Annotated in this window: 19 protein-coding genes; 2 read left to right on the top strand and 17 right to left on the bottom strand. The window is 58.1% G+C overall.

Going from position 1 to position 24,316, the window contains the following annotated elements; genetic code table 11:
- Window positions 1–49 precede the first annotated feature (49 nt).
- Window positions 50–1,012, bottom strand: a complete 963-nt coding sequence (locus NBH12_RS04910) for an iron-sulfur binding domain-containing protein (RefSeq protein WP_003828430.1) — start codon at window positions 1,010–1,012, stop codon at window positions 50–52.
- A gap of 20 nt (window positions 1,013–1,032) precedes the next feature.
- Between NBH12_RS04910 and NBH12_RS04905 the strand changes: the two genes are divergently transcribed.
- A complete protein-coding gene (locus NBH12_RS04905; RefSeq protein WP_003828427.1) occupies window positions 1,033–1,695 on the top strand; it encodes a tRNA (cytidine(34)-2'-O)-methyltransferase in 663 nt (220 codons plus the stop codon).
- Between the two features lie 656 nt (window positions 1,696–2,351).
- Here NBH12_RS04905 and NBH12_RS04900 read toward each other — a convergent pair.
- The 11 genes from NBH12_RS04900 to NBH12_RS04850 all read right to left on the bottom strand — a co-directional run bounded on the left by NBH12_RS04900 (window position 2,352) and on the right by NBH12_RS04850 (window position 15,732).
- Window positions 2,352–3,716 (bottom strand): PFL family protein, encoded by a 1,365-nt coding sequence (locus NBH12_RS04900; RefSeq protein ID WP_131214571.1) that lies wholly within the window; start codon window positions 3,714–3,716, stop codon window positions 2,352–2,354.
- Window positions 3,717–3,851: 135 nt separating this feature from the next.
- Complete coding sequence (locus NBH12_RS04895) at window positions 3,852–4,124, bottom strand: ACT domain-containing protein (RefSeq protein ID WP_012578324.1); 273 nt, start codon at window positions 4,122–4,124, stop codon at window positions 3,852–3,854.
- Window positions 4,125–4,292: 168 nt separating this feature from the next.
- On the bottom strand, window positions 4,293–6,203 hold the full coding sequence (locus NBH12_RS04890) for a glycoside hydrolase family 32 protein (RefSeq protein WP_052792366.1): 1,911 nt from the start codon (window positions 6,201–6,203) through the stop codon (window positions 4,293–4,295).
- 98 nt (window positions 6,204–6,301) lie between these two features.
- On the bottom strand, window positions 6,302–7,285 hold the full coding sequence (locus tag NBH12_RS04885) for a LacI family DNA-binding transcriptional regulator (protein WP_234928013.1): 984 nt from the start codon (window positions 7,283–7,285) through the stop codon (window positions 6,302–6,304).
- A 134-nt stretch (window positions 7,286–7,419) separates the two neighbouring features.
- Window positions 7,420–8,097 (bottom strand): YesL family protein, encoded by a 678-nt coding sequence (locus NBH12_RS04880; RefSeq protein ID WP_052792368.1) that lies wholly within the window; start codon window positions 8,095–8,097, stop codon window positions 7,420–7,422.
- A gap of 61 nt (window positions 8,098–8,158) precedes the next feature.
- The gene (locus NBH12_RS04875) at window positions 8,159–9,094 is read right to left on the bottom strand and encodes a carbohydrate ABC transporter permease (RefSeq protein WP_052792369.1); all 936 of its coding nucleotides are present in this window, start codon (window positions 9,092–9,094) and stop codon (window positions 8,159–8,161) included.
- Window positions 9,095–9,106: 12 nt separating this feature from the next.
- The gene (locus NBH12_RS04870; protein ID WP_013140307.1) at window positions 9,107–10,078 is read right to left on the bottom strand and encodes an ABC transporter permease; all 972 of its coding nucleotides are present in this window, start codon (window positions 10,076–10,078) and stop codon (window positions 9,107–9,109) included.
- A gap of 106 nt (window positions 10,079–10,184) precedes the next feature.
- Complete coding sequence (locus NBH12_RS04865; protein ID WP_250819234.1) at window positions 10,185–11,792, bottom strand: type 2 periplasmic-binding domain-containing protein; 1,608 nt, start codon at window positions 11,790–11,792, stop codon at window positions 10,185–10,187.
- Window positions 11,793–12,404: 612 nt separating this feature from the next.
- Window positions 12,405–13,655, bottom strand: coding sequence for a galactokinase (gene galK / locus NBH12_RS04860; RefSeq protein WP_052792370.1), 1,251 nt, complete (start codon window positions 13,653–13,655; stop codon window positions 12,405–12,407).
- A gap of 17 nt (window positions 13,656–13,672) precedes the next feature.
- Window positions 13,673–14,923, bottom strand: coding sequence for a galactose-1-phosphate uridylyltransferase (galT, locus tag NBH12_RS04855; protein WP_003828414.1), 1,251 nt, complete (start codon window positions 14,921–14,923; stop codon window positions 13,673–13,675).
- 5 nt (window positions 14,924–14,928) lie between these two features.
- Window positions 14,929–15,732 carry a DeoR/GlpR family DNA-binding transcription regulator gene (locus NBH12_RS04850; RefSeq protein ID WP_003828412.1) on the bottom strand — a complete coding sequence of 268 codons (804 nt, stop codon included), beginning with the start codon at window positions 15,730–15,732 and terminating at the stop codon, window positions 14,929–14,931.
- Window positions 15,733–16,036: 304 nt separating this feature from the next.
- Here NBH12_RS04850 and NBH12_RS04845 point away from each other — a divergent pair, with 304 nt between their 5' ends.
- Window positions 16,037–17,188, top strand: a complete 1,152-nt coding sequence (locus NBH12_RS04845) for a quinone-dependent dihydroorotate dehydrogenase (protein ID WP_016462299.1) — start codon at window positions 16,037–16,039, stop codon at window positions 17,186–17,188.
- Between the two features lie 144 nt (window positions 17,189–17,332).
- Here the strand turns inward: NBH12_RS04845 and NBH12_RS04840 are convergent, their stop codons facing one another.
- From NBH12_RS04840 to NBH12_RS04820, 5 genes are all read right to left on the bottom strand, one after another.
- The gene (locus NBH12_RS04840; RefSeq protein ID WP_052790328.1) at window positions 17,333–18,637 is read right to left on the bottom strand and encodes an NADH:flavin oxidoreductase/NADH oxidase; all 1,305 of its coding nucleotides are present in this window, start codon (window positions 18,635–18,637) and stop codon (window positions 17,333–17,335) included.
- 144 nt (window positions 18,638–18,781) lie between these two features.
- On the bottom strand, window positions 18,782–21,052 hold the full coding sequence (locus tag NBH12_RS04835; RefSeq protein ID WP_250819233.1) for a transglycosylase domain-containing protein: 2,271 nt from the start codon (window positions 21,050–21,052) through the stop codon (window positions 18,782–18,784).
- 128 nt (window positions 21,053–21,180) lie between these two features.
- Window positions 21,181–21,900 (bottom strand): Crp/Fnr family transcriptional regulator, encoded by a 720-nt coding sequence (locus tag NBH12_RS04830; protein ID WP_015438494.1) that lies wholly within the window; start codon window positions 21,898–21,900, stop codon window positions 21,181–21,183.
- Between the two features lie 111 nt (window positions 21,901–22,011).
- A complete protein-coding gene (locus tag NBH12_RS04825; RefSeq protein ID WP_077420660.1) occupies window positions 22,012–23,175 on the bottom strand; it encodes a lipoyl protein ligase domain-containing protein in 1,164 nt (387 codons plus the stop codon).
- A 51-nt stretch (window positions 23,176–23,226) separates the two neighbouring features.
- The gene (locus tag NBH12_RS04820) at window positions 23,227–24,258 is read right to left on the bottom strand and encodes a 3-isopropylmalate dehydrogenase (protein WP_015438492.1); all 1,032 of its coding nucleotides are present in this window, start codon (window positions 24,256–24,258) and stop codon (window positions 23,227–23,229) included.
- Window positions 24,259–24,316: the final 58 nt, after the last annotated feature.

The following is a 24,316-nucleotide window of genomic DNA, read 5'->3' as shown; positions in this document are numbered from 1 at the left end:
TACGCTCTCACACGTGTGCGGTTCAACCACTTCATAGCACTGTGCGGAATCAGTCGTGGGGCAGACGAAGGGCACCATTCTCCAGAATCTCGATCAACCCGTCATCGTCAAGGCTCGCGATGCAGGAGTCGAGCTGAACCTGGTCTTTCCATAGGTTTTCGGCATCCACTCTGGCAAGCGTGTCATTCGCCGGCAATGCGCGCAACGCCGCAAGCACCAGTCCGCGCACCTGACGATCAGTGCCTTGGAATCGCTGCCGCGGGCGGGTGCGGCGCTCCCCCAGTCCGGGGCGGCCGGCTTTGAGAAATGCACAATCATCCGCAATCGGGCAAATCTCGCATAACGGCGTCTTGGCCGTGCAAACCACCGCGCCCAATTCCATCACCGACTGATTCCACGTGACCGATGGAGGTTCGCTGCGCTGCAGGAAAGTGTGTTCGCCGGATCGGTATGCATGGTCCGTGCAATCGGCACCGTCCCCACAAACCCTGTCTTGGGGCAACATGCGGTTGGCGAGCGCGCGTTCGACCGGGCTCGCCGCTCCCCCGCGAGATTCGGTGCCGAGGAATACGCGGCTCAGCACGCGGCGAATATTCGTATCGATCACCGCAATGCGCTCACCGAATGCAAAGCTCAGCACGGCGGAGGCAGTGTAGTCGCCGATACCGGGCAGAGCGACGAGCTCGTCGTAGGTGCGAGGCAGCTCATCGCCATATTCTTCCGCCACCACGCGGGCGCATTCCTGCAATCGCAGCGCACGGCGAGGATAGCCAAGCCGGCCCCATGCGGTGATCACATCGGCTTTAGGTGCTGCGGCAAGAGCACGGGCGTCAGGCCAGCGCGCCATCCAATCGTTCCAATACGGCACCACACGACTCATCTGCGTCTGCTGGCTCATCACCTCACTGACCAGCACGCCCCACGGCGTGGCCCGTCCGAAGCGCCATGGCAAGTCACGCGCATTGGCCTCCCACCATGCGCCGAGCCGTAAAGAAATTGCTGTGTCGTTCATCGTTCTTATTCTTAGCAGCTATGACGAACGAGGCAGAACAGAATTCGCAGAACGCGCAGAATCCCGAAACAAAAGTCGAGAAGATGTTCGAGTACGGGTACCGTAAATCGAATTACGGACCGGACGAACTCGTAACCGACGCGCATGGCAACCCCATCTCCGTGGTGGACGCGATGCTCTCAGCTGAAAAGGCCGCCACCACCGAAACCGTAACACCGCACCTGTGCTACTACTCACCGCGTATTCCCGGCAACACCGGCTCGGCCATCCGCCTGTGCGCGGTGACCGGCACCATCCTGCATTTGGTGGAGCCGTTGGGTTTCAACCTGCGCGACACCAAGCTGCGCCGAGCAGGCCTCGACTACCACGACATGGCCCACGTGGTGCTGCATCCGAATTTCGACAACCTGGTGGAGTCCATGCCCAATTCGCGCATCATCGCGTTCACCGCACATGCCACCAAGCTGTACACCGAAGTGGAATACAAGCCGACCGACATCCTGCTGTTCGGCCCCGAGCCCGGCGACATCCCCGACCCGATGGACATCATGGAAGGCCCGCATGTGGCCGAGCAGGTGCGACTGCCCATGCGCCCGTCCTTGCGCTCCCTAAACCTCACCAACTGCGCATCCATCGCCATCTACGAAGCCTGGCGCCAACTGAATTTCAAGGGCGGAGCGTGAGGAGAAGGCCCGGTGGGCCTTCGAGTAGCGACGCCGAACGAACGCCGACAGGCGTGAGAGAGGAAACATCAAGCCTCGCGCAGCGAGACCACAATTGCAGGACGGAGCGTGAGGAGAAGGCCCGGTGGGCCTTCGAGTAGCGACGCCGAACGAACGCCGACAGGCGTGAGGGAGGAAACCCTGAGCCTCGCAGCACGACCATCATTGTGGAAATGAACGCAGAAAATGGGTCTATCGGCGCTTTGAGGGGCTGATTCGGCATCCGCCGGAGGTCTATCTCCGTTTCAAGGGGCTGTCAAAGGACGAAACCCCGAGTACAGACATTGAAATATCAACGCTTGTACTCGGGGTCTTCGCATATATCAGCCCCTCGAAACGGAAGTAGACCTCCAGAAAGGTCGAAATCAGCCCCTCGAAACGGGAATAGGCCTCTCGAAAGGTCATCCAAATCGATATCCGCCTTCTAAGGGGGTGCATTCGGGCTTTTGCAGAATGCTTTCTGCTTTAAGGGGTACCTCAATTAAGAAACCTCGAGTATGGGCGTTGATATTCCAACGCCCATACTCGAGGTTTCCGTATATAGGTATCTCTCTGAAAGCAGATAGCTCTCCGCGAAGAGCCAGAGGTACCTCTTTGAAGGCAGATACCCTACTGAATCAGTTCTTGAAGCTGTGAATCGGAGCGGGAATACGACCGCCACGAGTCACGAAGGCCTCGCAGCTGGTCTGGTTGACCGGCATGATGGGCGCGTAGCCCATCAGGCCGCCGAAGTTCGCCATTTCACCAACGCCCTTGCCCGCCACAGGGATCACACGCACGGCAGTGGTCTTCTGGTTGACCATGCCGATGGCGGCTTCGTCGGCGATCAGGCCGGAGATGGTGAAAGCAGAGGTATCGCCCGGAATGGCGATCATGTCAAGACCCACCGAGCATACGCAGGTCATGGCCTCAAGCTTCTCGAGGGTCAGGCAACCGGAGGCGGCAGCGTCAATCATGTTCTTGTCTTCGGAGACCGGGATGAACGCACCGGACAGACCGCCCACGTAGGAGGACGCCATGATGCCGCCCTTCTTGACCTGGTCGTTGAGCATGGCCAAGGCCGCAGTGGTGCCGGGAGCGCCAACCTGTTCGAGGCCTATCTTCTCAAGCACTTCGCCCACCGAGTCGCCCACGGCCGGGGTCGGAGCAAGGGAAAGGTCGATGATGCCGAACGGCACGCCAAGACGGCGGGAAGCCTCCTGAGCCACAAGCTGGCCCACGCGCGTGATCTTGAACGCGGTGCGCTTGATGGTCTCGCACAGGAACTCGAAGTCCTTGCCTTTGGCCGCATCGAGTGCGCGGGAGACCACACCGGGGCCGGAGACACCAACGTTGATGACCGCGTCGCCTTCGGTAACGCCGTGGAAGCCACCGGCCATGAACGGGTTGTCGTCAGGCACGTTGCAGAACGCCACGAACTTGACGCAGCCGTAAGAGTCGTTGTCGGCGGTGCGCTCGGAGATGTCCTTGATGATGTGGCCGAGCAGTTCGACCGCGTTCATGTCGATGCCGGTCTTGGTGGAACCGACGTTCACAGACGAGCACACGATGTCGGTCTCGGAAAGCGCCTGCGGCAGGGACTTAATCAGCAGTTCCTCAGCCGGGGTCATGGCCTTGGAAACGAGCGCGGAGTAGCCGCCGATCAGGTCGACGCCGACTTCCTTGGCCGCCTTATCCAGCGCATGCGCGATCTTGACGAAATCCTCGCTCGTCTTGCAGGAGCTGGCACCCACCAGTGAAATCGGGGTGACGGTAATGCGCTTATTGACGATCGGGATGCCGTAGTCACGCTCAATGGCCTGACCGGTGGAGACGAGATCCTTGGCGTAGGTGGTGATCTTGCGGTAAATGTTGTTGCAAGTCGTGTCGACGTTGTCCGTCGCACAGTCGAGCAACGAGATGCCCATGGTGATGGTGCGGACGTCGAGCTTCTCCTGCTCGATCATCTGATTGGTCTCGTGGACCTCCATGATATTCAGCATGGTGTGTTCCTTACAGGATATTTAAAGACTAGTTTGGCGGTCACCCTCATCAGAGGGATAAGGATGGCTCCGTCAGCGGAAAGCCCACCGGGCTTTCCGCCTCCTCGCGTGCGGCGGCCTGCTGAGCGGGCCGCCTCAAATACGGTGCATCTTGGTGAAGATTTCCTCACGCTGGCAGCGGATGCGCACACCGATGTCGTCGCCGAGGTCCTCAAGGTTGCCGACCATCGCGCCGAAGTCCTTGTCCGCGTTGGCGTAGTCGACAATCATCATCATGTTGAAGTAACCGTCGATGATGGTCTGGGAAATGTCAAGCACGTTGACCTGATGTTCGGAAAGGTATGTGCAGACGCGTGCGATGATGCCGACAGTATCCTGACCGACGACGGTGATGATTGCCTTGTTCATGGAACTCCCTAAACGTGAGGTGTGAATATCCAGTTACCGTCTTGGCGAATTGCCGGACGTGCCCTCAAGTATAGGGAAGGCACGTGCCAAAACACGTGCCTTTCGTCTGTTTTGCCTTACATACTGAGATGACTGCCGGTTACCACCTACCGCTGCAGCAGCTGTATGTCACCGCCAGATGCCGTCAAGCACACGCACATCCACGCAATCGACCTTGCCGTCAGCAACAAAACGGAACTCGCCATCGCCGTCCGCACCTTGGAACAGCATACTGCCGGCCGCTTCGCCGTTGTTAAGGAAGACTTCCACCACATTACGGTCGAAGAAGATTTCGACGCGACGCACATCGGCGATGCCGCTATCGAAATCGATGTCGTCCACGACTGTTCCCTTCGTGACCAGTCGGGTCACGCCGTCGCGACGCTGCAGCTGCAATTCCATCGAATTACCATTGGCGGAATTGGTACCAGTCGCGATGAGCATTGTGAAATCGTCATCGTCAGCCAGATGCATGTCCGTGTAATACGCGTTGTTCGGCACAATAAAGAAGGTCCCGTTTTCGTCTGCATGCGCTTCCAAACGATCGCCTAGCAGCTGCTCGTACACTTCCTTGACAGGACGGCTGATCAAGCGGCCGTCACGCACGTGCAGTTCACGTGGCAGCGACATCATGCCGTTAGCGATGCACGGCTTTTCCACACGCATCGCGGGAAAGTCGGTATACCAGCCGAACACGATACGACGCCCGTCGTCGGCAGCAAAGCTTTGTGTCGCGTAGTAGCCGGTACCGAAATCGCACCAATCGCTGTTCCCTACCTGCAAACGTGGGCCATCGGCGGTGTCCTTGAGATCACCAACATACCAACGCACCTGCTGGAAACGACCTTGCTTGTCACGGTAGTGCATCAAAGCTCCGATGGCGACCGTCTTGCCGTCGAGCTGGAACAGGTCAGGACATTCGTAGGTACGTGACAGCTGGTGGCCGAAGTCGGCGAGCACCGGTCCTTCATACTGCCACGTCACGTTGCGCTTGAGCGGTTTCTTCGCGGAGAAGAGCGCCATGGCAGGCACCGTATCCATATTGGGCTTGTCGGTGCCGGGCATGCCTTGCGGACCGCACGTAAACCAGCCGTCTGTACCCTGTACGCTGATGCCAGGCGCCGCGGAGGACACAGCATCAGTATCGAATTCGGCGACCGGCAGATTCGTGGCGGTCACCATGTAAGCGCGTTCCGGATCGATCGCCTCGCCGCCCATGCCGGTTTCCACCTTCGGATCACGGAAATCGAAGCCAAAACCATCGTTAACGCGCAACGCGACTGGAGATTCGACACTCACATGCACGCCATCCTCACACAAGCAGGTGGTCTGGTATTCAGTAACAGACGATTCGTCTCCGCGAGTCTCCAGGTGCCGGGTCAGGTACAGGCGAATAGCGGCCGCATCATCACCCTTGCAGGGATTATCACACGCATCCACCGTCACCGCTGATCCGGAGAACGCGCCGCCAACGATGCGTTCGTCGATATGCAGCTCCGGCTGCGGTTCGAGGAAGATTGGCAGATGCGTCCAATGCACCAGATCGCGGCTTACCGCATGGCCCCAGTGCATATTGTCCCAGCCAAAACCATACGGATTGAATTGGTAGAACAGATGGTAGCGTCCTTGGAAACGACACAGGCCGTTAGGATCATTCATCCAGCGAGCGAATGGCTCGAAATGCGCCGCAGGACGAGCGAAACGATCATAGATCTGCTCCAGCGTCGGCTGCGTATCCCATTCATTGTCGTACGGATTCATGCTGATGAAACGCACGCCTTCATCAAGGAGATTCTCACACTCGGACAAGTAGGCGAACCGCACGGTCAGTTGGCGCGCTCTCACCGTGAGACACACGTTTGTCGGCACCGGAATCAAGAAACGGTGGCGACGCTCGGCCACCGGCATGGCATGGCTGGCGATTTGATGGCCGTCCCCGTCTGTAATGGTGACGGCAGCGTCATCGCCGCATCTTTCGGCGAACAATTCCAGCAAGCGGTAGCCGCCGGTTTCGACGGCAACGGAATAGTTGTCAGGCATAATAATTTCCTCCACAGCGCCACATGATCAGATATCATGTGGCTACGCATTGAAAAACAGATAATTAGAAAAACAAATACGGAAAAAGGAAACGTCCGTCACGACACGATGGAATCGCGTTCGATGATGCGGCAGCGCAATGCTGTTTTGCTGCCATCACGTTGCCTCTGCACCGCCATGCCACGATCGGACTCAAGATCGGCTACGGCCTTGTCGCCGTCAAGTATGGTGACAAGTTGCCGAACCGCTTCAAAACCCATCTCATAATGGGGTAGTTCCAGCGTAGTCAGTGATGGTTTGATCACATTAGTGATGAACGGCTGGTTATCGATGCTGATCACCGACACGTCAGCGCCGATGCGCACTCCGCGTTCGCGTGCGGCTTCGTAGATGAAAGTGGCGCGCACATCGTTGAAACAAAAGATGCCGTCCGGCTTGATTTCGTCGAACACCCGCGCCGCTTCATCGTCCGCGTTAGTAAATTCCGATACTTCGACGACCAAAGCGTCATCGAATGGAATGCCCGCTTCCGCAAGCGCACGTCGGTAACCAGTCAGACGTTGCTCTTGCGCGACGATGGATGTTGCGGAACCGTAGTAGACGATGCGTCTGCATCCAGCTTGGATCAGACGGTTGGTGGCGTCATACCCCGCCAGTTCATCATCGGGGTAGACCGAGGGAACTCGCCCCGCTGCATCCTCACTGTCCACCACCACGGTCGGGCTGCCTTCCAAGACTTCGGGAATGTCCACTTTGCGGTGGAACATCATGGCGTATAGGAAGCCATCCACGTTATATCGGAGCAGGGCGGATATTTCTTGGTTCTCGAGTTCGGCGTCATTATTGGTGTTCGTGGTAAGCAGTATGTATCCGAGCTTGCTCGCGGCATCCTGCGCACCTTCGAGTACCTTGCTCGCATACGGAGTCGTGGCTATCTCATCGGTGACGAATCCCAGAGTATTGGATTTGCTGGTGCGTAAGGTGCGCGCCACGGAATTAGGCTTGTACCCCATGTTCTCGGCAGTCGCACGGATTTTCTGCGCAACCGCCTTGCTGACGCGATTGTGATCCTTGTTGTTCATAACCAAAGACACAGTGCATACGGAAACACCCGTTTCCTTAGCTATGTCTTTGATAGACACCAATCGTTTGGACCTGTTCACTCGTTGACTTACCGACGACTGTACCGTTTTATCACCCCCTTTTTTCGAACATGTCACGATGTCTGGTTTCGGGCGCGGCCCGTGCTCTGTTCCATGCGGTCATGAATGTCCATTCCAGGCAGACGGCCGAATGAATAAACAATCCAAGCTGTGCAGAACATCGGCAGCGACAAGCCGAACACCATGAGAATTCCAGACCATTGCACCCATACAAGCACAGTGAGAATCAGCAGCCCGACCTGCAGAAGGCTGCACAACGGGCGTGCCACAATCATCGCCAGTGTCGTACGAACAATCCAGACGGGACTCTCTTCATAGTTCGCGCGCACCACCCAAACCAAAGACGAGAACACCGCCAAAACTACGATGATGAGCAGCAGCACGCCGGAAACCATGATGTCGAAATCGCCGCGAGCATGCCAGTTCATTACGCAGTAGTCGACGATAACCACGGCCCAGAGAATAATCAAAGGCCAACCGAAAAGATTCGCGCGCTTGACTTCGCTTTTCCAGAAGCCGTGGAACGTCTTCCAAACTTCCTTGGCCCGCATTGAACGGTCCTCAGAAAGCAGCCACGCACGGAACGTAGCCTGCGCAGCCGCGAACGAGGGGAGAAATCCCAGCACGACGGCTCCCATCAGAGTGTGCGCGAGTATGGCCACGTTGACCACGAAAATCGCGACTAACAGACGGCAGAACCGCTCGTAGGCCACAGAGAAGCGGGCAAGCATAGCGAATCCTTTCTATCGGCTGGCTTTTGGATTGGTTGTCTCTCGTCGGATTGCGTTTGACTCAACCCTTGACCGCGCCGAGCATCACACCCTTGTTGAAGTACTTCTGCAAGAACGGATAGAGCACAAGCAGAGGCAGGGTAGAGACGATGATGATGCCGAACTTGATCTGATCGGCGGCCTGCTGCTGCGCAGCCGCGTTGACATTGGTTCCAGTACCCTGCGCCACCAGCAGCAACTGCTGCAACACCACCTGCAATGGCTGCTTCGTGTCGTCGGTGATGTAGATAAGGCCCGTCATGAAGTCGTTCCAGTGGCCGACAAAGTAGTACAGACCAATTACAGCCAGAATCGCGGAGCTTAACGGCAGCACAATCTTGAAGAAGTAGCCAAAGTAGCTCAGCCCGTCGATCTGGGCCGCGTCGAAGAGCTCTTCGGGGATAGAGGTCTCGAAGAAGGAGCGGGCCACGATCACGTTGTACACGGAAACCGCGCCAGGCAGGATGAACACCCACATGCTGTTGTTGATGCCGAGGCTCTTGTACAGCAGGTAGTTCGGAATCAGGCCGCCGGCGATGAACATGGTCACGGTGAACAGGAACATGATCACGCGTCGCGGCTTGAACTCGCGACGGGATAGCGCGAAAGCGCAGGGAATGGTCACTGCCATGTTGACCGCGGTGCCGACCACCGAATAGATGATGGTGTTGAGATAGCCCTGCCAGATGCGCTGGTTGGCGAACACCTTAGCATAGCCAGCGAAGGTCACATCCTTGGGTAGCAGCAGCACTTCACCGCCGGCCACGGCGTTCGGATTTGAAAATGATGCGATGACCACGAACCACAGCGGGTAGAGCACCGCCACAATGGTCAGGAGCAGCAGCACATTGATGATGCCCGACACCGCCCAGTCACCCGGCTTCTGCTTCTGACGCACGTGCTTGTTCCAGGGAATGTCGTTCTTGTTCTGGGTAACAGCCTCAATTGTTGCAGACATGATAAAACCCTTCTAGAAAATGCTCGTATCGGAAACGCGCTTGGCGATTGCATTCGCGGTGATCAGGAAGATGAAGTTGACCAAGGTGTTGAACAGGCCGATTGCCGTCGAATACGAGTATTGGCCATTGATAATACCGATTTTGTAGGTGTATGTGGCGATGACTTCGGTGGCCGGCATGTTCAGCGAGTTCTGCATCAGATAGATCTTGTCGAAGCCCACGTTGAGCACGGAGCCCATGTTCATGATGAGCAGGATCGCGCATGTCGGCATGATCGCAGGAATATCGACGTAGCGAATCAACTGCAAACGGCCTGCACCGTCGATCTTCGCCGCCTCGTACAGCGATGTGTCCACGCCGGCGAGCGCAGCTAGGTAGATGATGGAGTTCCAACCAACATGCTGCCAGACTTCGGAAATCCAATAGACCGCGGTGATGGCACTGGTGGAACCCATCAGTGATTCGTCGCCGAAGAAGCGACCGAGAATTCCGGTGCCAGGAGTCAGGAAGATGTTGAGCATGGAGACGATGACCACCACGGAGATGAAGTGCGGCATGTAGGTAATCGTCTGCACGAAACCTTTGATTTTCTTAGAACCGATCTGGTTGATCAGCAGGGCCAGGATAATCGGGAAGATGAAGCCCATAACCAATGTCCACAGGGAAATGCGGATGGTGTTGGTCATAATCTCACCAAACAGCGGGTTGTGGAAGAATTCCAGGAAGTATTTGAAACCGACGAATTTGCCGCCGGTCAGGCCTTTGGTCGGATCGAACTCGCGGAAGGCGAGCTGGATGCCCCACATCGGCACGTAGGAGAACAGTCCCACGAAGAACAATGCCGGAGCGGAAAGAATCCACAACTGCCAGTAGCGACGTAAATGGTCGGCGATGCGATCGAGCAGACCTGGTTTCTTGCGGTCGGGAGCCGCTTCCATCGCCACGGTCCGTGCAGCAACGCCTTGCGATGTTTGTGCACTCATGTTGGTCTCCAATTTAGGATGATTGCTAGGGAACAAAAGTGCGGGGTCCGGCGGCAGTCACGGGAGAGAAACGAACCCGTGCGATGGACCCCGCGGTATTGCTTGGCTACTTGGTGTACTTGTCGTACCACTTCTGCCAAATCTTGATGTTGGCGTCGAGGCCGAGGGTCGGTTCGGACACCTTCTTCACGTAGGCATCCCATTCCTTGTCGATGCCGCCCTTCTGGACCCACTTCGCGATCTGGTTGTTCGCGTAGTTGGAGATGGCGGTGTTGTTGTTCTGCAGGGTGTTGGAATCCTCGGTATTCGGGCGCACGTAAATCGGTACGACATCCTTGACGCCGTCGACGCGGTTGCGCGCCTCACGAATGGCCAAGTCGGACGCAGTGACCTGGTCGGCGTTGGTGTCGTTGACCATCTTCACATCGTCGCGGATCCAGCCACCGAAGCGGTCCTGCAGGGCGACGGCGCGGGTATCAGGATATTCGGCGTAGGCTTTAGCCTTGTCGATGGTGTACTGGTGGTCGCCGTCATCGGAGACGATATCCGGAATAGAGCCGAAGAATCCAGCCACGGAAAGCTTCTCGCCATACATGGCGTCGATGACCTTGTAGATGGCGTCTTGGTTAGCGGCGTTCGGGTTGACGGTCAGGCCGGAACCAGAGTAGGCCCAGCGGCAGGCGTCCTGGGAATAATCCCACTTGACCTGGGAGTCGGGCGTGGAGGCGTCCTTCTTCAGCGGCGGCAGGGTGACGTACTGGTCGCCGAGCTTGTCGCCGTATTCGGCGTAGTTGGACCAACCGAAGGAGACGCCGGTCAGCGCGGTCTTGCCGTCACTGACGGTCTGTGAAGCGTATTGCGGGGCGTCGCGGGTGAGCACATCCTTCGGGATAAGTCCCTTGGCCATGAGTCCGTGCAGGTAGGAGACGACGTCCTTGAGCGCGTCGGAGGTGTAATAGCTCTTAACCTTGCCGTTGTCCACATAGTAGCCCTGTTCGGAAGCGCCGCCGCCCATGAAGGAGGTGACCACGCCTTCGGAGTTCATCAGCGTCAGGGGGCTCCACAGGCCGAAGCCGAGGCTGCGGATGTTCATCGGCACCTCATCAGCCTTGCCATTGCCGTTCGGATCCTGGGTCTTGAATGCATCGAGCACGTTCTCGAGCTCGTCCCAAGTGGTCGGCATCTGGAGTCCCAGCTTGTCCAGCCAAGTCTTGTTGATGAACATGTGAGTGCCGGAAACCTCGTAACCCTTGCCGCGGTCGGAGGGCAGCATGGCGATCTTGGTGCCATCGGTAACGTACTTCGCGGCACCCGGCTGGGCCTTGAGGAACTTCTTGACGTTCGGCATCTTGTCCAGATGCGGCTTGAGATCCTCGAAATAGGTGCTGTACTTGGCCGCATCCACCATGCTAAACAAGCTCAAGCCAATGTCCGGGAATTCACCGGCGGCCATCTTGGCGCTCTTCTGCTGGCCCCACGCGTTGTCGGAGACTTCCTGCCACTTGATGGTGCAGTCGCAGGCGGCTTCCAGATCCTTGGTGTACTGGGTGTCCTGCATCGGATGGTCGGTCACGTTGCGACGAACCAGAATGTTGACAATCGGCTTGCCATTCTCATCTGTGGTGGCCTGCTTGTTGCCGCAGGCGGCAAGCGCCGTGGCCATAGTCGCAACCGCAGCGATTGATGCCAACAGGCGAACACTCCTTCGTGCCATGATTAGGCTCCTTCTTCCTTGATGTTTCCTCCTCGTACCGATGTAAGACGCACCTGTACGAGCCCGTCAGCCACTTGCTTTGTGACTGTTTCTTTGCGGTGGTCAACACTATAAATCGTTAATCGTTTAATGTCAAACGTTAATCGTTTATCTCAATAGTTAACACTCTCATTGACCAGTCCACCCAGCGCCGCAAACGTAAACTTCGGCTCCATACTGCCGTTCTCGCAGAACACCGGAATCACCCACATCGCGACACGCCGTTACTCGTATAACGTATCTTTTTCCATCAAATACACGTACAACCCGTCCGTTGTACGCACAAAAGCGTAGCCGAACATGACGGCCACCAAGTCGGCCGCTACTTACAAAAGGTGCTCCCCTCCTTCAGGAGGAAGAAGAAGCGCACGGATACGATCAGACAGCACCAAACCAAACAGTAGCCGCACCTGGGAGCCAGGATGAAGCATTCGGCATCGTGCCTGCTGGCCATCGTCGTGGGATACGCTGTGCACCATCTGGCCCACAAGTAAATCATGCAAAAACGCGCGTTGGCGCACGTCCTTTTTCATGGACGTGCGCCAACGCGCGTTTTTGCATCAGCTTCCGAGATCAGGCCTCGCGGCTCGCGGAAGCCGCAGCGAACGCCGGCAAGGCGCGAGGTGCGTTGAAACCTTCCTTTTCGAAGCGGTCAGCAATCTTCTGTGCAATCTCGTGGCCCTGGCCCTTATCAACCAAAGCGATGATGGAGCCGCCGAAGCCGCCGCCGGTCATACGCGCACCGTAGGCGCCGTTCTTGCGGGCCACGTCTACGGCGATGTCCAGCTCGGGGACGGTGACCTCGTAGTCGGCGGCCAGCGAATCGTGGGAAGCGTTGAACAGACGGCCCGCAGCCTTGATGTCGCCCTGAGCGAAGGCACGCACGAAGGAACGCACGCGCTCGATTTCGGTGACGACGTGGCGCACGCGCTTCTTCATGGTCTCGTCAGGCAGGGCGTCAAGCGTTTCCTTGAGGGCCTGGAACTGGTCATCGGCCTTGGAGATGCCGTCGGCGGTAACGCGCAGGTTGGCCACACCGAGAATCTTGGCGGCTTCCTCGCAGGTGGCGCGACGCTGAGCGTACTGGCCATCGTTGAGCTGGTGCGGAGCCTGGGTATCGACCACAAGCAGCTCGAGGTTGTACTTGTCAAGGTCGAACTCCTGCTGGGAGACGTTCTCCAGCGGGGTCAGCTCCGGACGGCAGTCAAGCAGCAGCGCGTGGCCCTCGGTGCAACGCATGGAAGCGTTCTGGTCAAGACCGCCGGTGGAGGCGCCGGCCATCTCGTTCTCGGACTTGATGGCGGCGTTGATGAGGGTCACACGGCCGGCGTCGGAATCGCCGTAGCCAAGGCCGTACACGTCGTCCAGAGCCAGAGCGGTGGAGCAGGTCATGGCGGCGGAGGAGCTCAGGCCGGAGCCCAGCGGCACGCAGGAGACGAAGGCGGCATCAAAGCCCTTGACCTTGTCGAAACCAGCCTGACGCAGCGCCCAAGCCACACCGGTCGGGTAGGCGGACCAGCCGTCCACGCCACGGGCCTTGAGGCCATCGAGATCAGCTTCAGCGACCTTGTCGGGAGCCACGCCGGAGACGACGCGAACCTTGGTGTCTTCGCGCGGCTTCAGGGCGATGAAAGTGCGGTGCGGCAGAGCGATCGGCAGGCACAGGCCGGCGTTGTAATCGGTGTGCTCACCGATCAGGTTCACACGGCCCGGAGCAGCCCACACGCCCTCGGGCGCAGCGCCGTAGGTGTCCACAAACAGCTTGGTGGCTTGCGAGACGCCCTCTTCATGGGTCAGCGGCTCAATGAATTCAACAGCAGACATTGGTGTTTTTCTTTCTATCAGTCGGCGATATCGATGGAGCCGAGCTCGTGGAAGCGCTTGGCGATGAGTTCCGGCGTGGTGTCGGAGATCCAGGCGGCCATGCCGGATTCGGAGCCAGCGAGGTACTTGATCTTATTGGCAGCACGACGGAAGGAGAAGAACTGCAGGTTCAGGCGGTAGTTCTCACGGCGAGCGTCGTGAATCGGGGCCTGGTGCCATGCGGCGATGTACGGCAGGTCCATGCCCTTGCCGTCGCCCTTGTCGAAGAACGCGTTGCCGCGCTTCAGGAGGTGCGAGTACATGGAGGCAAGGTCCCAACGCTCTTCGTCGTTGAGCTCGTCCAAGGTGAGCACGTCGCGAACCGGAGCCACGTGGACCTCAAGAGGCCAGCGGGCGGCGGCCGGCACGTAAGCAACCCAAGAGTGGTTACGCATCACAATGCGCTCGCCAGCCTCGAGCTCGGCATTCATGATGTCCTTAAGCAGGTTGCCACCGGTCTTCTCGTGGTAGGCCTCGGTGTGCTGGAGTTCCTTCTCCATCTTCGGGGCGATGAACGGGTAGCAGTAGACCTGACCATGCGGGTGGGCAAGGGAGACGCCGATCTCCTGACCGTGGTTCTCGAACGGGAAGATCTGCTCGATGCCCTCCATCTTGGAGATTTCAGCGGTACGGAAGGCCCATGCCTCGACCACGGTACGCAGGCGGGACACCGGCAGGTCAGCCGGCAGGCCGTTCTCGTTCGGATCGAAGCAGATGACTTCGCAGCGGCCGGCGGCCAGCTTCTTTTCCCACAGCGGGTTGCCATCAACGTAGGTCACATCCTCGGAGACACCGGGCACGCGCACCATGGAGGGGAAGCGGTTCTCGAACACCACGACGTTGTAATCGGTGTCCGGCACCTCGCCGTCCTGATACGGGTCGCCGGGCTTGCGGGCGGCCAGCGGGTTGCCCTTGGCGGTGGCGCCGGGGCCAGCGGTGATCGGGCGGTTCATACGCGCGGTGGCCATCGGAATCCAGTCACCGGTCAGCGGGTCGCGGCGCATCTGCGGAGCGGCGTACGGCACTTCGTTGCCGTCGGCGTCCAGGTGCGGGGCAAAACGGTAGTCCAGCGGGCGCGGATCCTTGAGCTCGCGGGTCTTGGCACCGGAGACGAACTCGGGATCGTCGTCCAGATAGAAGAAGTCACGACCGTCGGCAAGCGTCGTCGGCGTGATGCGGATATGCTTCTTCGCGTACTCTCCGGGGGTGTAGTTGGCGAAATCAGCCATGGGTGTTACTCACTTTCCTCAATGGTCTCGCTCTGGTGGGCCAGCACGAGTTCCTTTACCAAATCCTTGGTTTTGGCGGCGGAGTCAGGGTCGAGACCGTCGTCGGTGATGACCGTGTCCACCTGGTCGAAGCGCGCGAACAGCGACAGCGACGTGCAGCTCCACTTGGTGTGATCGGTCAAAACTATGGTGCGATCGGCGATGTCCATCATCGCCATATCGGTAGCGGCCTCAAGCGAGTTCGGCATGAGGAAGCCGCGGGGAATCGACACTGAATGAGTGCCGAGGAATACAGTGTTGACGCGCAGCGAGGCGACGACCTTGTCCGCAATCGGCCCGACAAGCGAGTTTGAGCGGGTGATTACACCGCCGGTGACAATCACTTCCACATCCTTGGATTCGAGGGCCTGCACCAACTCGGCCACTGGAATCGAATTGGTGAGAATGGTGATGCCGCTGGACTGCTGCGATTCGAGCAGATGCTGGGCAAAGACATAGGCCGTGGTGCCGCCACCGATGGCGATCACGTCGCCAGGAGCCACGTATTTGATAGCTTCCTGGGCAATGGCATCTTTCAGACCGATGTCCATCTGGGACTTGACGGAGAACAGAGGCTCGCTCAGCAAGGTACTAGTGGTCACCGCGCCGCCATGGACGCGCTTCAACAAACCCTTGTCGGCAAGTTCGGCGATATCGCGGCGGATGGTCATCGCTGACACACCCAGCTCCTTCGATAGCGCAGTAATACGCACAGCACCGCGCGTGCGCAGCCTGCTCAAGATGAGATGCTGACGTTGTGACGAAATCATGCGAACATTATCGCACACAAAAGCTCACAAACCAAACCGGCTTGAGCGTTTTGGGGACAATTTCCCGAAAATTCCGGGCGATTCAAACCTATACTCCTGCAGAACCGCGCAAAAACGCACATTTTTCAGGACTGTCAACATGTAATGTTCCGAACTTCCTTCAGCCACCGTGCAGCCCCCACGAATCTCCCCCTCAGTCGCTGCGCGACAGCTCCCCTCAGAGAGGGGAGCCAAGAAAGACGAACTTAAAGAATAGGAACACCATGCTGGTCACAATCTGCTGAAACGTGAGACAATGGGCAATATGACTTACGTTTCTGAAAGCTTTTGGCACGACGCCGTCAACAAAGCCACCACTGACCTGTTCACTTTTGGCTATAAGCACATCATCAAGCCGAACTTCGTGTTCAACCATCGCCCCGATGAAGCGCATGATCAGATGATCGAATTTTGCTCCGTGGCCAAACACATGCCGCCACTGCTGTTTGCCGAGCGCATGATGCTCAACTACACCGATCCCATTCTGGAGACGAATGTGATGGGAATCGACTTCACCAACCCGTTCGGCCTGTCCGCCGGCCTCGACAAGAACTGCGAGATGCCCGTGCTGCTTGACAACGCCGGTTTCGGCTTTGAGACGGTCGGCTCCACCACCTCCCGCCCATGCCCGGGCAACGCCAAGCCCTGGTTCCATCGTCTGCCCGAATACGATTCGATGATGGTGCACGTGGGACTCGCCAACATCGGCTCGGACAAGGTCATCGAGCGCGCCGAGAAGGCATGGACCCAGGCAAACCAAATGCAGGTGTCCGTCTCAATCGCCCGCACCAACGACGACCAGTGCGGCGATTTGGACGAAGGCATCGAGGATTACTGCATCTCCATGCGCCGTGCCGCCGGCCGTACCGCAATGGTGGAGGTCAATGTCTCCTGTCCGAACACACACGTGGGTGAACCGTTCACCTCCACATCGGAGGCACTTGACCGACTGTTCACCGCACTCGACAAGATCGATCGCCCGCAGCCAACGCTGGTCAAGATGCCGTTGAATAAGCCGTGGGGTGAGTACAAGGAACTGCTCGATGTGCTGGCCGAGCACAATGTGCAAGGCTTGTCCATCGCCAATCTGCAGAAGGACCGCACCGGGCTTGAGATTCCGCGTGACTGGGAAGGCGGTCTGTCCGGCGGCCCGTGCACGCAGGCCAGCAATGAGCTGATTCGCAAAGTGTACAAGGACTATGGCGACCGGTTCGCCATCGCCGGCATCGGAGGCGTCTTCACCCCCGAGCAGGCCTATGAGAAGATTCGTTCCGGTTCAAGCCTGGTCATGTTCATCAGCTCGCTGATGTACCGTGGCCCGCAGCAAATCACCGTATTGAAGCGCGGCCTAGCCAACCTGCTGCGCCGTGATGGATTCGAGCATGTTTCCGACGCCGTCGGCGTGGACGTGAAGTAGTTTGCGAATCTAGATATCCCGGCTCCCGCTGGCGGGAGCTGCCGAACACAGTGAGGCTGAGGGTGGTCGACGTATGTACGTTAACCACCCTCAGTCCGGCTTTGCCGGCCGGCTCCCGCCAGCGGGAGCCTATGTATACAACACTCAGTACGCGCCACGCACGTATTGCGGTGCGTAAGGCGCCTCGGCAACCGGCACGCCAAGCTTGTGGGCGGCACGCAATGGCCAATTCGGGTCGCGCAGCGCAGCACGGCCAATCTCCACCGCATCAGCTTCGCCGTGAATCAGAACCTTCTCCGCCTGCTTCGGCTTGGTGATAAGACCCACCGCCGTCACCGGCACGTCGGCCTTGGCACGCACCTGCTCGGCAAACGGCACCTGGTAGTTCGGCTTGACCGGAATCGAAACGCCAGCCACGATGCCGCCGGTGGACACATCCACCAGATCCACGCCATGCTCTTTGAGCATCTTGGATACCAGAATCGTCTGATCCAGGTCCCAGCCGCCCGCGGCCCAATCAGTCGCGGAGATACGCACCAACACCGGCAAAGTATCGGGAACAACTCCGCGCACCGCGTCCACGATCTCCAGCAGAAAACGTGCACGACCGTTCAGATCACCGCCGTATTCGTCGTCACGCTCGTTGCTCAGCGGATCAAGGAACTGGGAAATCAAATACCCGTGAGCGGCATGAATCTCAATTGCCTGGAACCCGGCGGCGACCGCACGGCCAGCCGCAGCGGCGAAGGCTCTGATGATGCCATGAATCTCATCCACGGACAGTGCACGCGGCATATCCAACCCACCAAAAGCGATTTCGGACGGTGCCACCGTAGGCCATCCACCCGCTTCAACAGGCACGCTCTGATTCTCATATCCCACTGCAAAGCATCCGGTGGAAGCCTTACGTCCAGCGTGGTTGAGCTGCACGGCTGGCACCGCTCCGGCCTCACGAATACCATCTACAATCCAGCGCCAAGCGTCAATCTGGCCGTCTTCCCACAGACCCAGATCACACGGCGAGATACGGCCTTCCGGTGCCACTGCAGTCGCCTCGGCAATAATCAGTCCAAAGCCACCAAAGGCACGAGACACATAATGCTGGTAGTGGAACGGCGTGGGTTTGCCATCACGCGCATAGGCGGAATACGTGCACATCGGCGGCAGCCAGATGCGGTTACGCACGGTAAGGCCACGCAGCTCCATCGGGGTGAACAGCCCCGGGCGGTTCTTCTTGGTCTTCTTCTCTCCTTTAGCCACCGTTGTGCCTTTCTTGTCTTGGTCTGACTTATGTTTGCTGGATTTGCCTGATTTACCGGACTTACCCGATTTCCCAGAGCCTGCAGATTTGCCGCCGTCCGCCGCTGCGGCAAGCGTCACTGCCTCCAGTTCGGGCACATCGAACCCTCGGAAATCAAAATTGCCGTGCGTCGTCTCATCGTCGCTCATCGCTCCCCTTTCCGATGCCGGTCGATACCGGTGGTGCAGTCGGCACAATATCCGTCATTATTGTAAGACGGGCGCAGGCCCGAAAAGGCCCGCGCCCGTCAACTACGTAACCAGCAATCACATATGTAGGTAATACGTCATGTGTTACTGATCGTTCTGTGAGTTGTTCGACTCATTGTTCGTGGACGAATCATTGTTATTGTTATCGTTATTCGTCGTGGTTGACCGTCTCGTACTATACGAACGTCCGGCAATACCAAACGTAGTGCCGCTGGTCATATACTTCGCAACGCCTTGACCGTAGTCGTTATCAATCGGCAATTGCTTCGCATCCGCGTAGGCATTGAGGAAGTTGCGCAATGCCGGTGCTGCAATCGTTGAACCATCCCAGTAGCTGTTGTACACACCATTGATGCGGATGTTGGCAATACGATGGGAATACGGAGCCTGTGCATCACCCACCGACGCAAACGCGGCAATCTGGTTGGGAATGAACGATCCGCCGGATACGGCGAGGTCTTCGCTCGTACCGGTCTTACCGAAGGACTTACGCCCGTTGTTGAGCTGGAAGTTATGGCCCTGACCGTCGGACCTGGTCACACCCTGGTTCAACGTGTAGGCAAGTGTCTGAATAATTTCCGGATCGACCGCCTGATGGCAGTTGGCGGAAGGCACCTTCAGGTCGTTGCCGTCACCGTCGGTGACCTTGGTGATAGCGATCGGGTTGCATTGCACACCGTTTGCGGCATACACGGCGAAGATGCTGGCCATGGTCAACGGCGAAACATTCACTGAACCGACCATCATGGACGGCGTGTACGAAGAGGTCTTTTCAATGGTCTCACCGGTTTTAGCGTCATGGTAGCCGAGCTCCGTGGCGGTGTCAGCCACCTTGCACAGCTTCATGATTGTACCCATGGAAGCCTGCGTGGTGTTGTGCGAGCGAACCAGACCGAGGAACGGACTTTCCGGGTTCACGGTCGTGCCGAACGCGTTCTGCACCTTCCAAAGTTCGCTACCGCCGGTGTAGCTGCCGCAGCTGAAATCAGAAGTGGAGTACGCAGTGGTGGTCTGCAAGTTGTCGTTGATGGAATGACCCGCTTCCATCCATGCGACCAGATTGATGGGCTTCCAGGACGAACCAATCGTCCAGCCGCTGCCACCGCCATCGATGGCATCGACCGCATAGTTCTGACTCGTTTTGGTAGCGTCGTTCGCGGCCTCAGGCGTGGCGTCATAGTGGCGGTTGAGACCAAAGCCCAGCACCTCGCCAGTGCCCGGTTTCACTGCGGCGATTGCGATTTCCATACCGCTGGAATCGTCCGGCGGAATAGTGTTACGCGCGGTGTCCATAAGCATGCGGTTAGCGTCAACATCCAGCGTGGTAACGATCTTCAGACCGCCTTCCTGCAGCAACTTGCTACGCTCGGCAGCGGTTTTGCCGAACTCCTCGGAGTTCTGGATACGGTGCACCACATAGTCACAGAAGAAGGCGTAATCGCCGGTATCCTGGCAACCGACATTGACGTCCTGTACTTTCAGCGTGTCCTTAAGCGGAGTGTTCTTGGCCTCCGTACATTCCTTCTCGCTGATGTACCCTTCCTGTGCCATCAGATCCAGCACAAGATTGCGCTGCTTCTGGCTCTCCTCCTGATTCGCCTCAATCAGCGGGTCATACTTGTTCGGGTTCTTGGTGATGGCCGCGATCGTAGCCGCCTGCACTGCATTAAGGTCGGCGGCGGACACGCTGAAGTACCGCTGGGCCGCGGTCTCAACACCATACAGGTTGCTACCAAACTGGGCGATGTTGAGATATCCCTGCAGAATCTCGGCCTTGGTGTACTTCTTCTCCATCTGCACCGAGATCAGCATCTCACGAATCTTACGTGCCACAGTGTCTTCCGTGGCATGGTATTGGGCAATCGAATCGTTGTCTTCAATGGCCTGCATAAGCAGCACGTTCTTGACATACTGCTGGGTCAGCGACGAACCGCCCTGCTGATCGCCCTTCAACAGATAGGTGTTGACGAACGCTCGCATCACGCCCTGCACGTCCACGCCGGCGTGGGTCCAGAAACGGCGATCCTCACGCGCCACCACGGCCTGCTGCATGACCTTGGAAATCTTCTTCAGCGGCACGACGATACGGTTCTGGCTGTAAAAATCCGTAATGACGGTGGTGCCATCGCTCGCATACATCGTCGACTTCTGCGGGAGACTAGTCACATCGAAGTCCACGTTCTCGACCTTCAGTGACGGAATCACTGCCTTGGCTACGTTATTGGCACCGATGACGCCTGGGATAAGCAGCACGCTGGTCGCCACACCACCGCATACGGCAAGCATGATGTAGGCCAAGAGCAGAACGAGCACACGACGAACTGTAAGGGACTTCTTTTTGGGCATGGGCCCCATTCTAAATGGCCCGCCCTACCAACCGAGTGTTCGGCCCCGCAAAATGGTCAATCATCACAAGAACCGCACTCGTATAACGTTTGCTGAATAGCAACTGGATATGCAGCAAATCGCGAAGAAACGTGCCGTTAGCGCCGCGAGCGCCGAATCAGCATGCCTGGCTGGAAGATGATAATCGATCGGCCATCACGCGCAATCCAGCCACGATTCGAGAAGTCCATCAACGCCTTGTTCACGGTCTCACGGCTGGATCCAACCAGCTGGGCCAGCTCTTCCTGGGTGAGGTCATGCGGCACTTTCAGGCCTTGTTCCACCGGCTCACCGAAGCGGGAACCAAGATTGAGCAGGGTCTTGGCCAAACGCGCCGGCACATCCATAAACACCAGGTCGGAGATGCGCTCATTGTTATCGCGCTGACGATTAGCCATCACCTGCAGCATATCGATAGCCACACGCGGATGCTCGTCCAGCCAGGAGAACAGGGTGTCGTGCTCCAACCAGACCACGCACGTGCCATGGCTCATGGCCACAGCCGACGCGGTGCGGGGACCACCATTCGGATCGAATACCGGAATCTCCCCCAGCACTTCACCGGGCGCATGGATGGACAATAACTGCACACGATCGTCGGAAGAAGTACGAACCAGCTTGACCCGGCCGCGCTCCAACAGATACATACGGTGATCGGTATCGCCCTCAGAGAAAATGTAGTCGCCTTTGTCGTATGCGGCGTGCTTCAGATACGGCAACAGTTCTTCGGCTTCGCTGGGCGAGACCTGCTTGAACAGTGCCGTATGCAGCAGGATGTTCTCCTCATCAGCAAAAGCATTTGGCGTTTCCAAGCTCATTGCACCGTCCTTATCTGTGTGGCCGTCATCGGTCATCCGTCATATTGTAACGCGACCCGCGGGATTCGACAGCGACGTTCCATCTATCGCACGGAGCCACCGCGACCCTCGCTACGAGGCATCACCGCGAAATTGAGCAGGGGTGAACCATGCGAGTAAATCATCGATAATCTGTTCACGGGTGAGACCGGTCTGACTTTTCATCGGGTCCACTCGTTTAACGGCGGATCGCACTGCCTTATCCGAAAGTTTCTCCTGGCTGGTATTGAGCACACGGGCCATCTTGGCCGCATCGATGTCGTATGCCATCGTCACATGGTGAAGCACCGCGCCCGACTCACCGGCGTTACCGGTTCCGGGGAATCTCCGTTGTGCCGCTCCCCCGATTTTGCCGTATTGGGAGGCGATGTCGTTCAGCCCGGCGAATCGCACGTCAAGACCAAGACCACGCAAGGCCTCGACCAGCCACCAATCGCACAGCCGGTATGATTCCTCAATGCTGATGCCATGCACGAAATCAAGTGGCGCATACAGGGAATAGGTGATGGTGTTACCGGGCTCGATGAACATCGCGCCGCCGCCGGTGCAGCGCCGCACCACGCTGAATCCAAGCTGTTCGGCCACGGCCAGATGCACTTCGTCCGGAGCTGACTGGAATTTGCCGATGACCACGGCCGCACCGGCCCATTCCCAGAATCGGATGGTGGGCGGCCTCGTCCCCGCTGCGACTTCGCGGGCCCAGATTTCATCGATGGCCATCTGCTCGGCTGGGGTGCGTGGATGGTCGCGAATGACGGTGAGGTTACGCTTGAGCTCGTTCCAGCGGGACTGATATTCGGCGGTTTTGTCGGTCTGCCCATATTGCGTATCGACGGATGCAGAAGTTCCGGTGGTGTCTGCGCCGGCCACCCCCACCCGCTTTGCGGGAGCCCCCGCCGGCGGGGGCGTAAGCTCGCTGCTTATAGCTCGGAGGAATGCGGTTTCGATGGCTGATGCGTCTGTGCCGATAAGCCGGCAATCAGAGTGCGCATCCAATACGGATTGCAGCGAACCGCCTCGAACCAGAGCCTGCTCAAGGTCATGAATCAATGCTTCCGAAGCCTCGCCCCCGCTGGCGGGGGCTCCCGCAAAGCGGGTGGAGGTGGTCACGTCAGGTTCGATAAAGAAATCACCGCTGATATGGCAGGATTTGATTGTGCCATCCTCGTCGACGGCCACATTCACGGCAACCAGTTTGCCGCCCGGCGTTTTGCATTCCCCATGTCGCATGTGCATGCGACCAGTATAAGAGTACTTGGCTCCCCTCCTTGAGGGGAGCCAGAGACATCACATACGGGCCAGAATGTCCTTGCCGACTTGGTCGGTGGAGCGCACAGTGGAGCCGAGCTCCTCGATGTCCGCTTCCACAGCGGCGTGGATCTTCTTGGCCGCATCATCGAAGCCGAGGTGCTCGAGCAGCATGGCGGCGGAGAGAATCGCAGCAGTCGGGTTGGCCTTGTTCTGACCGGCGATATCCGGAGCGGAACCGTGAATCGGCTCGAACATGGACGGATATTCATCGGAGGCGTTGATGCAGCCGGAGGCGGAGTAGCCCACGCCACCCACCACGGAACCGGCTTCATCAGTGAGGATGTCGCCGAAGAGGTTGTCCGTGAGGATCACATCAAAACGGCTCGGGTCGGAGACCAGGAAGATGGTGGCTGCGTCGATATGCTGGTAATCGTGAGTGACCTCGGGATATTCCTCACCGACCTTGTCTACAATGCGCTGCCACATATCGCCGGCGTTGACGAGTACGTTCTTCTTGTGCACCAGAGTGACGTGCTTCTTGCGCTTCATGGCCAGCTTGAAGGCGTAACGCACCACGCGCTCCACGCCATAGGCGGTGTTGATGGACACCTCGGTGGCCACCTCCTGCGGAGTGCCACGACGAACAGCGCCACCCGCACCGCAGTACAGGCCTTCGGTGCCTTCGCGCACCACCACGAAGTCGATGTCGCCAGGGTTGGCAAGTGGCGAGGTGACGCCCTTGTAAAGCTTGGACGGGCGCAGGTTCACGTATTGGTCAAGGTCGAAGCGAAGCTTCAAAAGCAGGCCGCGCTCCAGAATGCCAGCCTTGATGCGCGGATCGCCCACAGCCCCGAGCAGAATGGCGTCGTTCGCCTTGATACGTTCCTCTTCGTCCTCCGGCAGGATAGCACCGTCACGCAGGTAACGCTCGGCGCCCAAGTCGAAGTTCTCATACTCGAAGTCAGCTACACCTTCAGCTGCTTTTTCAAGCGCTTTCTGGGCCCACGGAGTGACTTCCTTGCCAATGCCGTCGCCGGGGATGACGGCAATTTTATATGTCTTTGCCATAGTTCAAGGAGCCTAGTCGCATGGCCACCTGATGGCCCGAACCAGCTCAGCTAGTGGA

This window comes from Bifidobacterium sp. M3-N-101, assembly GCF_023656805.1.
Taxonomy (GTDB): domain Bacteria; phylum Actinomycetota; class Actinomycetes; order Actinomycetales; family Bifidobacteriaceae; genus Bifidobacterium; species Bifidobacterium breve.
This window is presented reverse-complemented; position numbering and strand designations above follow the sequence as displayed.

Excerpts from the sequence above, each read along its gene's own strand:
- NBH12_RS04910 (WP_003828430.1), bottom strand. The coding sequence starts at position 1,012 with ATGAACGACACAGCAATTTCTTTACGGCTCGGCGCATGGTGGGAGGCC.
- NBH12_RS04905 (WP_003828427.1), top strand. The coding sequence starts at position 1,033 with ATGACGAACGAGGCAGAACAGAATTCGCAGAACGCGCAGAATCCCGAA.
- NBH12_RS04900 (WP_131214571.1), bottom strand. The coding sequence starts at position 3,716 with ATGCTGAATATCATGGAGGTCCACGAGACCAATCAGATGATCGAGCAG.
- NBH12_RS04895 (WP_012578324.1), bottom strand. The coding sequence starts at position 4,124 with ATGAACAAGGCAATCATCACCGTCGTCGGTCAGGATACTGTCGGCATC.
- NBH12_RS04890 (WP_052792366.1), bottom strand. The coding sequence starts at position 6,203 with ATGCCTGACAACTATTCCGTTGCCGTCGAAACCGGCGGCTACCGCTTG.
- NBH12_RS04885 (WP_234928013.1), bottom strand. The coding sequence starts at position 7,285 with ATGAACAACAAGGATCACAATCGCGTCAGCAAGGCGGTTGCGCAGAAA.
- NBH12_RS04880 (WP_052792368.1), bottom strand. The coding sequence starts at position 8,097 with ATGCTTGCCCGCTTCTCTGTGGCCTACGAGCGGTTCTGCCGTCTGTTA.
- NBH12_RS04875 (WP_052792369.1), bottom strand. The coding sequence starts at position 9,094 with ATGTCTGCAACAATTGAGGCTGTTACCCAGAACAAGAACGACATTCCC.
- NBH12_RS04870 (WP_013140307.1), bottom strand. The coding sequence starts at position 10,078 with ATGAGTGCACAAACATCGCAAGGCGTTGCTGCACGGACCGTGGCGATG.
- NBH12_RS04865 (WP_250819234.1), bottom strand. The coding sequence starts at position 11,792 with ATGGCACGAAGGAGTGTTCGCCTGTTGGCATCAATCGCTGCGGTTGCG.
- galK (WP_052792370.1), bottom strand. The coding sequence starts at position 13,655 with ATGTCTGCTGTTGAATTCATTGAGCCGCTGACCCATGAAGAGGGCGTC.
- galT (WP_003828414.1), bottom strand. The coding sequence starts at position 14,923 with ATGGCTGATTTCGCCAACTACACCCCCGGAGAGTACGCGAAGAAGCAT.
- NBH12_RS04850 (WP_003828412.1), bottom strand. The coding sequence starts at position 15,732 with ATGATTTCGTCACAACGTCAGCATCTCATCTTGAGCAGGCTGCGCACG.
- NBH12_RS04845 (WP_016462299.1), top strand. The coding sequence starts at position 16,037 with ATGACTTACGTTTCTGAAAGCTTTTGGCACGACGCCGTCAACAAAGCC.
- NBH12_RS04840 (WP_052790328.1), bottom strand. The coding sequence starts at position 18,637 with ATGAGCGACGATGAGACGACGCACGGCAATTTTGATTTCCGAGGGTTC.
- NBH12_RS04835 (WP_250819233.1), bottom strand. The coding sequence starts at position 21,052 with ATGGGGCCCATGCCCAAAAAGAAGTCCCTTACAGTTCGTCGTGTGCTC.
- NBH12_RS04830 (WP_015438494.1), bottom strand. The coding sequence starts at position 21,900 with ATGAGCTTGGAAACGCCAAATGCTTTTGCTGATGAGGAGAACATCCTG.
- NBH12_RS04825 (WP_077420660.1), bottom strand. The coding sequence starts at position 23,175 with ATGCACATGCGACATGGGGAATGCAAAACGCCGGGCGGCAAACTGGTT.
- NBH12_RS04820 (WP_015438492.1), bottom strand. The coding sequence starts at position 24,258 with ATGGCAAAGACATATAAAATTGCCGTCATCCCCGGCGACGGCATTGGC.